The organism is Erwinia sp. HDF1-3R (assembly GCF_039621855.1).
In the GTDB taxonomy this organism is placed as follows: domain Bacteria; phylum Pseudomonadota; class Gammaproteobacteria; order Enterobacterales; family Enterobacteriaceae; genus Erwinia.
This window is the reverse complement of record NZ_CP155071.1, coordinates 2,519,443-2,530,109: the sequence shown is the minus strand read 5'-3', so window position 1 is coordinate 2,530,109 and position 10,667 is coordinate 2,519,443. Positions and strand designations below refer to the sequence as shown.

Annotated in this window: 12 protein-coding genes and 1 pseudogene; 6 read left to right on the top strand and 7 right to left on the bottom strand. The window is 51.9% G+C overall.

What is annotated here, in order from left to right:
- Positions 1-134: 134 nt before the first annotated feature.
- Positions 135-1,343 (top strand): IS256 family transposase, encoded by a 1,209-nt coding sequence (locus AAGR22_RS11535; protein ID WP_345827609.1) that lies wholly within the window; start codon positions 135-137, stop codon positions 1,341-1,343.
- 47 nt (positions 1,344-1,390) lie between these two features.
- Here AAGR22_RS11535 and AAGR22_RS11530 read toward each other — a convergent pair.
- From AAGR22_RS11530 to AAGR22_RS11520, 3 genes and pseudogenes are all read right to left on the bottom strand, one after another.
- Positions 1,391-1,708, bottom strand: a pseudogene (locus AAGR22_RS11530) (integrase core domain-containing protein); the annotation flags it as partial.
- A 64-nt stretch (positions 1,709-1,772) separates the two neighbouring features.
- Complete coding sequence (locus AAGR22_RS11525; RefSeq protein ID WP_345827607.1) at positions 1,773-2,207, bottom strand: substrate-binding domain-containing protein; 435 nt, start codon at positions 2,205-2,207, stop codon at positions 1,773-1,775.
- 17 nt (positions 2,208-2,224) lie between these two features.
- Positions 2,225-2,590, bottom strand: coding sequence for a LysR family transcriptional regulator (locus AAGR22_RS11520; RefSeq protein WP_345827605.1), 366 nt, complete (start codon positions 2,588-2,590; stop codon positions 2,225-2,227).
- Positions 2,591-2,713: 123 nt separating this feature from the next.
- Here AAGR22_RS11520 and AAGR22_RS11515 point away from each other — a divergent pair, with 123 nt between their 5' ends.
- The 3 genes from AAGR22_RS11515 to zntB all read left to right on the top strand — a co-directional run bounded on the left by AAGR22_RS11515 (position 2,714) and on the right by zntB (position 4,796).
- On the top strand, positions 2,714-3,004 hold the full coding sequence (locus tag AAGR22_RS11515) for a putative quinol monooxygenase (protein WP_345827603.1): 291 nt from the start codon (positions 2,714-2,716) through the stop codon (positions 3,002-3,004).
- A gap of 243 nt (positions 3,005-3,247) precedes the next feature.
- Positions 3,248-3,688 carry a heme-binding protein gene (locus tag AAGR22_RS11510; protein ID WP_345827601.1) on the top strand — a complete coding sequence of 147 codons (441 nt, stop codon included), beginning with the start codon at positions 3,248-3,250 and terminating at the stop codon, positions 3,686-3,688.
- Positions 3,689-3,812: 124 nt separating this feature from the next.
- Positions 3,813-4,796 carry a zinc transporter ZntB gene (gene zntB / locus AAGR22_RS11505; protein WP_067701634.1) on the top strand — a complete coding sequence of 328 codons (984 nt, stop codon included), beginning with the start codon at positions 3,813-3,815 and terminating at the stop codon, positions 4,794-4,796.
- Between the two features lie 494 nt (positions 4,797-5,290).
- On the opposite strand, the gene ttcA is transcribed toward zntB, so the two are convergent.
- Complete coding sequence (gene ttcA / locus AAGR22_RS11500) at positions 5,291-6,220, bottom strand: tRNA 2-thiocytidine(32) synthetase TtcA (RefSeq protein ID WP_067701642.1); 930 nt, start codon at positions 6,218-6,220, stop codon at positions 5,291-5,293.
- Between the two features lie 306 nt (positions 6,221-6,526).
- Here ttcA and dbpA point away from each other — a divergent pair, with 306 nt between their 5' ends.
- Positions 6,527-7,915 carry an ATP-dependent RNA helicase DbpA gene (gene dbpA, locus AAGR22_RS11495; protein WP_067701644.1) on the top strand — a complete coding sequence of 463 codons (1,389 nt, stop codon included), beginning with the start codon at positions 6,527-6,529 and terminating at the stop codon, positions 7,913-7,915.
- Positions 7,916-7,965: 50 nt separating this feature from the next.
- On the opposite strand, the gene AAGR22_RS11490 is transcribed toward dbpA, so the two are convergent.
- A complete protein-coding gene (locus AAGR22_RS11490) occupies positions 7,966-8,253 on the bottom strand; it encodes a putative quinol monooxygenase (RefSeq protein ID WP_067701646.1) in 288 nt (95 codons plus the stop codon).
- Positions 8,254-8,324: 71 nt separating this feature from the next.
- Positions 8,325-8,981 carry an MgtC/SapB family protein gene (locus tag AAGR22_RS11485; RefSeq protein WP_067701648.1) on the bottom strand — a complete coding sequence of 219 codons (657 nt, stop codon included), beginning with the start codon at positions 8,979-8,981 and terminating at the stop codon, positions 8,325-8,327.
- 180 nt (positions 8,982-9,161) lie between these two features.
- On the opposite strand from AAGR22_RS11485, the gene AAGR22_RS11480 reads away from it, so the two are divergent.
- Entirely contained in the window at positions 9,162-9,434 is a 273-nt protein-coding gene (locus AAGR22_RS11480) for a DUF333 domain-containing protein (protein WP_067701651.1), read from the top strand.
- Between the two features lie 64 nt (positions 9,435-9,498).
- Here AAGR22_RS11480 and AAGR22_RS11475 read toward each other — a convergent pair whose 3' ends face one another.
- Complete coding sequence (locus AAGR22_RS11475) at positions 9,499-10,491, bottom strand: 2-hydroxyacid dehydrogenase (protein WP_345827594.1); 993 nt, start codon at positions 10,489-10,491, stop codon at positions 9,499-9,501.
- Between the last annotated feature and the right edge of the window lie 176 nt (positions 10,492-10,667).

Genomic DNA, 10,667 nt, shown 5'->3' with positions numbered 1-10,667 from the left:
TTTCAGGCGGCAATGACTGATATGTATTAGCTCAGACCTGAGCTGACAGTTACCGTTTATTTAGAGTCTGTAATTTAAATTGTGTATCTGCCTGTTTTTGATATCTTCACTCCAACAACGGAGACAGGCAAATTATGGACGAAAAGAAACTCAGGGCCCTTGCGACTGAACTGGCTAAAGGCCTTAAAACCGAAGCCGATCTCAATCAGTTTTCCCGTATGCTGACAAAGCTTACCGTTGAAACAGCGCTTAATGCTGAGCTGACTGATCACATCGGCCACGAGAAGAACGCCCCCAAAACAGGCTCCAATACCCGTAATGGCTACTCGTCAAAAACCTTGCTTTGTGATGATGGTGAGATTGAAATCAGTACGCCACGCGATCGTGAAAGCACCTTCGAACCGCAACTGATAAAGAAAAATCAGACACGTATCACCCAGATGGACAGCCAGATTTTGTCCCTGTACGCCAAAGGCATGACCACGCGAGAAATCGTCGCCACCTTCAAAGAGATGTACGACGCGGATGTTTCACCCACGCTGATTTCTAAAGTCACCGATGCGGTTAAAGAGCAGGTCACAGAGTGGCAGAATCGCCCCCTGGATGCACTTTATCCCATTGTTTATCTTGACTGTATTGTTGTAAAAGTTCGCCACGGTGGTAGCGTGATTAATAAAGCCGTCTTCCTCGCACTGGGCATTAATACCGAAGGCCAGAAAGAGCTCCTGGGCATGTGGCTGGCAGAAAACGAAGGCGCAAAGTTCTGGCTCAGCGTGCTGACGGAGCTTAAAAACCGGGGCCTTCAGGATATCCTGATTGCCTGCGTGGACGGTCTGAAGGGCTTCCCGGATGCGATAAACAGCGTTTATCCCCAAACGCATATCCAGCTGTGCATTATTCACATGGTGCGTAACAGCCTGAAATACGTGTCGTGGAAGGACTACAAAGCCGTGACTGGCGGGCTGAAAGCGGTATATCAGGCTCCAACAGAAGAGGCGGCGTTAATGGCTCTGGAGCAGTTCGCAGGGGGCTGGGACGATAAATACCCGCAAATCAGTAAAAGCTGGTATGCACACTGGGAAAATCTCAATACGTTTTACAATTATCCACCGGATATCCGTAAAGCTATTTACACTACGAACGCCATCGAATCGCTGAACAGCGTGATCCGTCAGGCAATAAAGAAACGCAAGGTGTTCCCGACGGATGACTCGGTGCGGAAAGTCATTTATCTGGCGATCAGGGATGCTTCAAAAAAATGGAATATGCCGATCCGAAACTGGCGGCTGGCGATGAGTCGCTTTATTATCGAGTTCGGTGACCGCCTGAGCGATCACCTCTAATTCGTTGGCAGTTACACAGAATTATTTACAGGCTCATTATTTATAAGCTAACTGTCAGATGACATCCGGCTTAAATCTTTCCCAGTCCAGATGCGCTTTCTATCAAGTAATGCTTCCATTGGCTTCCGGCCACAACACATTTTTCCCTGATGGGTTCGTTCGTCATTATAGTGATCCAGCCATTCATCAAGATCCGACTGTAATGCGTCAGGATCGCAGTACAGCTTTTTACGGAACGTCATCTGATAAAATTCGTTCAATATCGTTTTATGGAACCGTTCGCAAATACTGTTGGTCTGCGGCGACATTGCTTTGGTTTTCGTGTGGTCGGTGTCATCTATCGCCAAATAAAGCTGATAATTGTAACGGCTCGCAATCGAAATCCCTCCGACTCGCAATCAGCGCAAATTCAGGCTCACATTATTAGCCTTAACGTACAATAATTTTCGATATCCAAACTGACCCCTTTATAAACCGGTGCCACGCGACATAGACATTACAGGAAATACACGCCTGCTGATTTTGCTCATTCTCCGCTGCACGCTCCCCCAATACGCGCTCGGGAATAAAGCCGATACCAAAATTGTTTTCCGCCAGTAAAAGCATCGTCTGATAGCTTTCCATCTGCGTCATCTGGTATTTGCCCGCTCGCTGTTCGGCATGCCAGCGTTCGACCATATCGCTGTAAAGGCACTCTTTGCCGAAACTGTATAGCGGGATGGGGGAAGCATTGACCCTTTTTGGGTGTCCAACCAGTACCAGTCGCTCTTCAAATGCCAGCGCGCTGGTGACTTCAGGACTGAGAATCGGTCCGTCAGAGAAGATCATATCCAGCTGACGATTGATCAGCTTCTCTTCCAGCACTCGCGAGTAGGCGTTGATCAGGTTGACCGAATATGGCTGTTTTCCTGCATAAAACCCACAACCCGCCTGGGTAACCAGAAGTCGATAGCCACATCTATTGCCCCAATGGTCAGCGTAGACACGTCAGCGCCTTTTTGATGCTTTTTGTGGATTTTATCAGAGAGTTCAAGCAGCTGACTGACATCCTGATAGTACTGCTTGCCAAAAGGGGTGACGCTGAGTCTGCCTTTATAACGATCAAACAGCGGCTCCCGGAGCTCGCTTTCAAGTTCTTTTATCATTTTGGTGATATTTGAGGGGACGCAGAACATTGCCTCGGCCGCAGGCACTATCCCTCCCAGCTCGACCACGCGACAAAAGGCCTCAGCCGAACGAAGTTTCATAGGTTTTCCATTTAGTGAAACGATCTGTTGAAAAAAAGTAACTTTAAGGAATTCACTGGGTCAAGTAACCTTCTCTGCGTCAAAAGAAATCAGCCATATTCACTTGCACAAGGGAAAATTACTATGATTACACTTAATGTATTCTTTAAAGTTAAGCCGGAAAATAAGCAGGAATTGCTTGCCGTACTGAATAATATGGTCGTCGAGTCCAACAAAGAAGAGGGCTGCCATTTTTATCAGCTGTGGAACAATGAAGATGATAAAAACCACTATGCATTAATTGAACTCTGGTCAGGTAAAGATGTACTGAGTGAGCATCAGAAAACACCACACTGGATTGCCTTTAACGATGTGGTTAATACGTTTCTTACCGAACCCTATGATGAACACCACTTTAGTGAAATTGCTCGCTAATAACGGCAGCGCTGGCATAATGTGCCAGCGTCTTTTACGGCGTTGTAAATATCATCCTTTCTGAATATGCTCGTCACCGCAATAACTCTTGCTGCATCCCTATTCCACTTATTAATTTATCTACGCTTAGTTAGAGAGATAAATATCCCAGCCATCTGCTTGAATTAGCACGCGGTTTCTACCAGGCTAAAAGCTGTTTCATACTGTGCAGTATGATTTTTCACGACCACCAGGGGGAATGACATGATTGTAAAAAATAACATTGATTTAAACGAGGCCCGGCGCCTGATGGATATCGCGATAGATAAGGCGAAAGACATTGCGTCACCGAGCAATATTGCCATCGTGGACGCCTCGGGTTTTTTAATCTCCCATATACGAATGGATGGCGCGCAGCTACCCAGTATTGAACATGCCATTAACAAGGCCTACACCAGCGCACTGTTTGGTAAAGCGACCCAGGAGCTGAAGAAAGATGCTGAGCCGGGCGGCGAGCTGTACGGTGTGAATAATACCCTGAATGGCAGAGTCATCGTCTTTGCAGGCGGGAATCCGTTAATCGTCAACGAACAGGTGGTGGGGGCGATTGGTATCAGCGGCGGGACCAGTGAGCAGGATCGGGCGATCGCTGACTATGCCGTCGCGCAATTCAGGCTGAACGATGCAGCCAGTCAACAGGGTTAACCTGGCGCAGGGCGGGTTTGCAGAATGACACGGTTTCTAACGGCTGAGTAACCTTAACCATTTTGCAACGACCCGGCGGCAAGCTAGACTGTACCGCACTGATTGTCCTTAAAATGGAGCCGCCGTGGACGTTATTGCAGGTAAGTCATTACAGGTTACGGACGCAATTATTGCGTGTCAGCTGGACGGCAAAGGTGGGCTGATCCCCATCGATAATAAAGACGTATTAGCAAGCGATCGCCCCTGCTGGTTACACCTGAATTACACCCACCGGGAAAGTGCCGACTGGCTGTTGTCCACGCCGCTGCTGCCGGATTCCGTCCGCGATGCGCTGGGTGGCGACAGCATGCGCCCTCGCGTCAGCCGGCTTGGCGATGGCACGATGATTACCCTGCGCAGTGTTAATCTGAACAGCGAGTCTCGCCCCGATCAGCTGGTGGTGATCCGGGTATTTATCAATGAGAGACTTATTGTCTCAACCCGGCAGCGTAAGGTCTATGCCATCGACGAGGTGCTGACCGATCTCCAGAACGGTAACGGACCGGTGAATGGCGGAAGCTGGCTGGTTGAGGTCTGCGACGCGCTTAACGATCATACCAGCGAGTTTATTGAACAGCTGCACGATAAGATTATCGATCTTGAAGATGCAGTAGTGGATCAGCAGGTACCGCCGCGCGGCGAACTGGCGCTCATCCGCAAACAGTTAATTATCATGCGTCGCTACATGGCTCCGCAGCGTGATGTGTTCTCGCGTATTGCCAGTGAGCGGCTGCCGTGGATGAGCGACGACGATCGCCGCAGGATGCAGGATATCGCAGACAGGCTGGGTAGGGGGCTGGATGATTTGGACGCCAGCCTGGCGCGTACGGCGGTACTCTCTGATGAAATCAGTACGGTGATGGCTGAGTCGATGAACCGCCGCACCTATACCATGTCGCTGCTGGCGATGGTGTTCCTGCCTACCACGTTCCTGACCGGGCTGTTCGGGGTCAATCTAGGCGGTATTCCCGGCGGCGGCTGGCATTACGGTTTTGGCGCGTTTTGCCTGTTGTTAGTGTTGCTGGTGTTGGGTGTTGCTGTGTGGTTACGCCAGCGTAAATGGCTGTAGGGAAGGGGGCGTAAAGGTCGCTAAAGCGAAAATAAACCTGATCCATATCAATACAAAATCGGTTCAGCGGAGGCAAACTCTGTTTCGCAGGTGAATGCAGCGTCAAGCGATGGGCGCTGCGCTCCATATTGTACTACTTCCAAATTTGAATTACTGCATAGCACATTTGATTCATAACAGCCGACGCATAGTCGGCTTTTTTTTGGCCGTTTGCTACTGTGTCAGATGGTGCCTATGCTTAGTATTCAAGCAAAGACTGAGGAGGAAGACATGTTAACTGCAAACGTTATGGACACTCCGCACGCATCTGACCCTATCCCTACCGACCCTGTGCCCATCCCTGAGCCGTTCCCGACGCCTCAGCCGATGCCTGATCCACCCCCGGGCGATCCCGATCCAATTCTGGACCCACCCCCGCATATGTAACCGGGGACTGGCCGTTGAGCAGCATCAGGCTGCTCAACGGCCGTTAGCATAACCAGCGCCTGACTGCCTTATCCGATCTGCATGACATCGAGACGAACCGGGGCGTCCTCTTCATCCTCCGGCTGCCAGCCGGCAGGCCTGAGTGGCACAGGCTCGCGGTCGAATGCCAGATCGCCGCCGTCCACCACTTCTGAACCGTGCTGAATCCCTTTGAAATCGAATAGCGACGTATCGGCCATATGCGAAGGCACAATGTCCTGCATCGCGCTGAACATGGTTTCGATGCGTCCGGGATAGCGTTTATCCCAGTCGCGCAGCATATCGCCAATCACCTGACGCTGGAGGTTAGGCTGGGAGCCGCACAGATTACAGGGGATAATCGGGTATTCGCGGGCAATGGCGAAACGCTCAATGTCTTTTTCACGGCAGTAAGCCAGCGGGCGTATAACGATATGCTTCCCATCATCGCTCATCAGCTTAGGCGGCATACCCTTCATTTTTCCGCCGTAAAACATATTCAAAAACAGCGTTTGTAAAATATCGTCGCGATGATGGCCCAGGGCGATTTTGGTACAGCCCAGCTCGGTGGCGGTGCGGTAGAGAATGCCGCGTCTCAGGCGCGAGCAGAGTGAGCAGGTGGTTTTGCCTTCGGGAATTTTATCCTTCACGATGGCGTAAGTGTTCTCTTCGACGATCTTATACTCCACGCCGAGCTTGTCGAGATACTCAGGCAGGATATGTTCCGGGAAACCTGGCTGCTTCTGATCGAGGTTAACGGCTACCAGGGAAAAAGAGACCGGCGCGCTTTGCTGGAGATTACGCAGTATTTCCAGCATCGTATAGCTGTCTTTACCCCCCGACAGGCACACCATAATGCGGTCGCCTTCTTCAATCATATTGTAATCGGCAATCGCTTCCCCAACGTTGCGGCGCAGACGCTTTTGCAACTTATTAAGGTTGTATTGCTCTTTCTTAGTATTGTCTTGATGTTGGTGCATAATTTAGCGGCTCAGATTCAAAATGGGGGGCATTACGCTTATTTTGCCAGTTTCTCTCAGCAATGAAATCTTTTCGTTAGAGTTCATCGGTTCCGGCATGCGTCGTTGTGGCGAGTATGGTACGGATTACAGCGGCGAAAGCCAGCGCCAATTATTTACTTTTACCGTCCCTGCATCGTTAATTCACGGCGCATCCTGTCGCTTATCGCCTGCTGCGCGTTAGTGCATCCGCCAGTAACCGCCATCGTCTGTTCTCTGGTACACTCTGCGGCAATACGCCCGTCGGTTTCTATCAGAGAGTAACTTGTGACTGCTTTTTCAACCCTGACTTCCCTGCCAGCCAGCCAGATCGATAATCTGACCGAGCTTGGCTATCACAGCATGACACCTATCCAGGCCGCGTCGCTGCCGGCGATCCTGGCGGGGCGCGACGTGCGCGCCCAGGCGAGGACCGGCAGTGGTAAGACCGCTGCGTTTGGCCTGGGTGTGATGCACCGTATAGACGTGACGCAATTTACTACCCAGTCACTGGTGCTATGTCCTACGCGCGAACTGGCCGATCAGGTCGCTAAAGAGCTGCGCCGTCTGGCGCGTTTTACCGCAAATATTAAAATCCTCACGCTCTGCGGGGGGCAGCCGATGGGTGCCCAGCGCGATTCGCTGGTGCACGCGCCACACATCGTGGTGGGAACGCCCGGACGTATCCTCGATCATCTTAAGCGTGAAACGCTCAAGCTGGGGCAGGTCACCACGCTGGTGCTGGATGAGGGGGACAGGATGCTGGAGATGGGGTTTCGCGAGGATATCGATACGATAATCCGCTATTGCCCAACGGAGCGCCAGACGCTGTTATTTTCAGCCACCTGGCCGCAGGACATGGCGAAAATCAGCCAGAGTATCCAGCGCGATCCGCTGGCCGTCGAAACCGATGTGGTCTCCGATCTACCGGCTATCGAACAGGTATTTTACGAGGCAGGCCCGCGCGAGAAACTGCCCGCGCTCATTGGCCTGTTAAGCGATAAAAAGCCGCGTTCCTGCGTCGTGTTCTGCAATACCAAACGCGAGTGCGATGACATTGCTCACGCGCTGGAGAGCAAAGAGATTAGCGCTCTGGCCCTGCATGGCGATCTTGAACAGCGCGACCGCGACCGGGTGCTGATCCGCTTTGCTAATGCCAGCTGTCGCGTGCTGGTCGCAACCGATGTGGCCGCGCGCGGTCTGGATATCAAATCACTGGAAATGGTGGTCAACTATCAACTCTCCTTTGACCCGGAAGTTCATGTTCACCGTATTGGTCGTACCGCCCGTGCGGGCGAGCAGGGCAGCGCCATTAGCTTTGTGGCTGCGGATGAGATGATCCGCGCCCATGCGCTCGAGGATTTTTTACAGCAGAAGCTGAGCTGGAAGGGCGTTGCTGAACTGAAATCGGTCGCTTCACAGCCGCTGCCAGCCGAAATGGCTACCCTGTGCCTGGACGGCGGGCGTAAAGCCAAAATACGTCCAGGAGATATCCTGGGCGCGCTGACGGGTGATGCGGGCCTGAAGAGTGAAGTGATAGGAAAAATTGATATCGCCGCTACCCACGCCTATGTGGCTATTCGTCATGACAGTGCACGGCAGGCGATGAAGCAGCTCCAGCAGGTGAAGATTAAAGGTAAATCCTGTCGTGCCGTGCTGCTGAAGTCCGCCTTCTGATTTTTATTGCGGCCAGCCGGATGAACGACTGGCCGCGTTCAGAATGCCTTTTACACGCGGTGTACGGCAGGTGGCGTTGACAGCAGCGGTTCAGCATCGGCCATCAGGGTTTTGAAATGCGGCTGTTCACCGTGGGTTTTGACGGCCTCTTCGTTCTTCCAGGTTTCGTGGAAAAGGAAGACGTTACCGTCCTCAACGCTGCGGTAAAGATCGTAATGAACGCATCCCGCTTCTGCCCGGGCAGGTTTCACTCCGTGCGTCAGGACTTTCTTCAGCTCATCAGCCTTGCCCGGTTTGGCAGTGAATTTTGCTACAACAAGAATATTTTTATCGCTCATTCTGTTCTCCATACGTTTGCTTGCAAATTTGGCCGGACTAAACGGCCATGATAATCCCTTTTACGTCACGGCTAATGCATTTCAACCGAATGCACGCCTTTAATTTCCAGTAGTGAATCATAAATCTGGTGTGGGGCAATTTTTCGTGACAGGGTCACGTCAATCGTCATCTCACAAAGTCCGGTCTCGACATCCCGATTCACAATGGACACCTGACCGGTCCTGACGCGCTCTTTCTCAAGTACAATCAGCACCATTGGAACGCTTTTCGGTTTAAGATGAAACACCAGCGTGTGATGGCGGCCGATAAGCCAGTGGCTAATTCTGCGGAACGTTTCCAGCACCACCAGTGCCAGCAGCGTGCCATAGATACCGATTTCGTAAAGACCACTCCCAATGACCAGTCCAATCGCGGCGGTGACCCACAGACCGGCGGCAGTCGTCAGCCCCTTAACGATCTGCTTCTGAATAATAATAGTCCCGGCGCCCAAAAAACCCATTCCGCTGACGACCTGAGCGGCAATACGGCTGGGATCCAGACCAATATGCGCCTGCATAATGATGTCATCAAAGCCATATTTAGAAACGATCATAAACATGGCGCTACCGATACCCACTAAAATATGCGTTCGCAGACCCGCTTCTTTAGCCCGCAGCTGGCGCTCCAGCCCAATTAATCCACCCAGTGCACCGGCCAGCGCGATACGTAATAACAGATCCATTAACACAGGCTATCCTTCTGATTTATTGTCATCTTTCATTGTTACACGCCCTTTTTTATAAAATAAGAACGCAGGCTATTGCTATTATTGAGATTATTAAATGGTAAATATTCGTGACAGCTATCGACCCACATCCGATCCTGGCTTATGCTGACAAACCGCATAAATACCAACCCGGAGTGGATAATGAAAGCAGCGACTTTACTGCTGCTGGGGGCATCTCTCGTGCTCTCAGGCTGTAGCAGCGACAGCAATGATGAACCGCCACAGCAGGCAACCAGTGCCCACGTTCCCACTAAAGTCGTGATGTCCGATCTGGCTGCCAGCGCCTGCTCCAATGCCGGTGGCACGCTGGCCCTTTCGCGTCAGCTTGATGGCTCTGCCGTCGGCATGTGCCAGCTGGCAAATGGACGACGCTGTAATGAAAGCGCGCTGGCTGGCGGAACCTGCGCGCGTTAAGCGGGGCGGTGAGCCGGGATGGAGCAGGCGGAGCGAATAACCCATTAACCGCTGGCCGAATGATTTATGCCGTTACCGCGTTCGGGCAGGACTCCCCTGCGGCCAGCTGACTGATATTTTGCAGCGTCGTTTGCGAGATGCCGGTCAGGGCCTCCGCCGTCAGGAATGCCTGATGGCCTGTGAACAGCACGTTATGGCAGGCTGACAGACGGCGGAAAATATCGTCCTGAATAACGTCGTTGGATTTATCCTCAAAAAACAGGTCACGTTCGTTTTCGTACACATCCATGCCTAATGCGCCTATCTTCTGCAATTTCAATGCATCAATCGCCGCCTGGGAGTCAATCAGCCCGCCCCGGCTGGTATTAATGATCATCACGCCATCTTTCATTTTTTCAAATGCCGACATATTCAGTAAATGGTGGTTTTCTGGGGTTAGCGGACAGTGGAGCGAAATAACATCTGCTTCCCGGAACAGGGTGGCGTTATCCACGTACTCCACGCCCATCTCCAGCGCCAGCGGATTTGGCCAGGGATCGGACGCCAGCAGGCGCATGCCGAAGCCTTTAAGAATACGCAGCGTGGCAAGGCCAATCTTACCCGTGCCGATAACGCCGGCGGTACGGCCATGCATATTAAAGCCAATCAGCCCTTCGAGTGAGAAATTAGCGTCGCGGGTTCGCTGATAAGCACGATGAATACGGCGGTTAAGCGTCATCATCATTCCTACCGCGTGTTCAGCAACGGCTTCCGGGGAATAAGCGGGAACGCGAACCACGTGCAGGCCCAGCGCGTTGGCGGCGTCGAGATCGACATTATTGTAGCCCGCACAGCGCAGCGCGACGAATTTCACGCCCAGCCCGGCCAGTTCCTCAAGCACGGCGCGGCTCCCATCGTCATTGACAAAGATGCAAACGCCATCGCAGCCCGTGGCATTTTTAGCAGTACGTTCGGTGAGCAGGAAGTCAAAAAACTCCAGTTCATAGCCATAGCTTTTATTAACCTGCTCCAGATACTTCCTGTCGTACTGTTTGGTACTGTACACCGCTATTTTCACGATTGCTCTCCTGCTATGCCGAAGGGATTTCATCAACCGACATCTTAACAAGATTTGATATCAGGCTGCGACCCTTACCAGAGCTGCGGTAAATATCACGGCTGCCTGGCCTGTTTTCGGGGAAAAACTTCTCCATCCGGGCTTAACGTGCCATCATTTACCTCACTTAACCTGTC

What these genes read in the sequence shown, in the direction of transcription:
- AAGR22_RS11480 (WP_067701651.1), top strand. Translation starts at nt 9,162, where the DNA reads ATGAAAGCAGCGACTTTACTGCTGCTGGGGGCATCTCTCGTGCTCTCA.
- AAGR22_RS11490 (WP_067701646.1), bottom strand. Translation starts at nt 8,253, where the DNA reads ATGAGCGATAAAAATATTCTTGTTGTAGCAAAATTCACTGCCAAACCG.
- AAGR22_RS11510 (WP_345827601.1), top strand. Translation starts at nt 3,248, where the DNA reads ATGATTGTAAAAAATAACATTGATTTAAACGAGGCCCGGCGCCTGATG.
- AAGR22_RS11535 (WP_345827609.1), top strand. Translation starts at nt 135, where the DNA reads ATGGACGAAAAGAAACTCAGGGCCCTTGCGACTGAACTGGCTAAAGGC.
- AAGR22_RS11515 (WP_345827603.1), top strand. Translation starts at nt 2,714, where the DNA reads ATGATTACACTTAATGTATTCTTTAAAGTTAAGCCGGAAAATAAGCAG.
- ttcA (WP_067701642.1), bottom strand. Translation starts at nt 6,220, where the DNA reads ATGCACCAACATCAAGACAATACTAAGAAAGAGCAATACAACCTTAAT.
- AAGR22_RS11520 (WP_345827605.1), bottom strand. Translation starts at nt 2,590, where the DNA reads ATGAAACTTCGTTCGGCTGAGGCCTTTTGTCGCGTGGTCGAGCTGGGA.